General features: G+C 63.3%; 2 protein-coding genes. Both read left to right on the top strand.

The window, feature by feature from the left end:
* Positions 1–258, top strand: a 258-nt coding sequence (locus IX761_RS26950; protein ID WP_194792520.1) for a DUF6124 family protein, incomplete at its 5' end; no start/stop codon positions are given.
* A gap of 568 nt (positions 259–826) precedes the next feature.
* A partial coding sequence (locus tag IX761_RS26955; protein ID WP_194792521.1) for a PAAR domain-containing protein occupies positions 827–1,166 on the top strand: 340 nt, incomplete at its 3' end.

Below are 1,166 nucleotides of genomic sequence, written 5' to 3' on the forward strand. Positions count from 1 at the left end.
ACCAAGCACCACCCCTTCGGCAAATGCGATGCCGGCCACCCACCCCTGTTCGCAGTGAATCCCAACATCGATGCCCATGACGCGCTGGTGCATGTCGCGGAGTACCTGCGTAGCGCCTACAACGTTGGCTACAAGGCGCTGGAGCATACGGACGACACCGGCAGGAGCCTGCTGTACGCCAACCTGCATTCGATAGAAATGGCCGAAGGGCTGACGGAGGCGATGCTCCAAGGCATCGAGTGCCGGAGCGCCGATTGACTTGGCAACCCCTGTTGAGGGTGTCTTGAGAGATCAGCGCTTCAAGGTCCTGACGGTGACCGCATGAGGGCGACCAAGCGCTAGGCGAAAGCTTTGCAGCGCTCTTGAGATCAAGCGCCGCCCGCGCGGCGCATCGCTGGCAAGCCAGCTCCCACATCTGTTTCTGGCCAATCTATCCTATGTGGTTTCCACTGTCCGCCTTGGTGCATGTCTCAAGTCTGGCGGTGCGGCATCAGCACCAACGCCGGAACCGCGTCGTACAAACAAGGCGTGCAGCCGCGGCGGCACAGGCATAACTGGCCGGAAACAGATGTGGGAGCTGGCTTGCCAGCGATGCGCCGCGCAGGCGGCGCTCGATCTCATAGGCGCGGCAAGACTCCCGACGAACACCTGGGCTGCTCCACCCTCGGTCGGCCCTTTGCACACCGCCTGAAGAACATGATTTCTAACACTTCCGAAGTCCCGATCCGGGACCTGTGTAGGACGCTTCCCTAACTACCTAGCCCGCGAAAAATACCGCCCTCCAACTGCTAGCGTGCGGACTTCCATTTAACAGGGAAGTCTCACCATGACCTTTCGTATCAACATCTTCGGCAAAGGCCAGGGCCTGGACGGCGACCGTACCAGCACCGGTGCCACCTGCATCGCCAGCCGCGCCAAAGGCGCCGTCGACGGCCGTCCCTGGTTGCTCGAAGGCGACAAGACCACCGCCTGCCCCCGCTGCGGCCAGGAAGGCACCCTGATCAACGGCGAGTCACGCTTTCGCCAGGACGGCATCCCCACCGCGGTCGATGGCACCCCCGTGCAATGCGGCTGCCCGGCCGGCAGCAACTACGTCATCGCGCCCCTGCAGCAACAGTCGCCGCCACCCGCCGCCGCTACCGTGCAGCCCAGCACCACCACTACCC

Origin of the sequence: Pseudomonas sp. UFMG81 (assembly GCF_015354575.1) — a bacterium.
Classification (GTDB): Bacteria; Pseudomonadota; Gammaproteobacteria; order Pseudomonadales; family Pseudomonadaceae; genus Aquipseudomonas.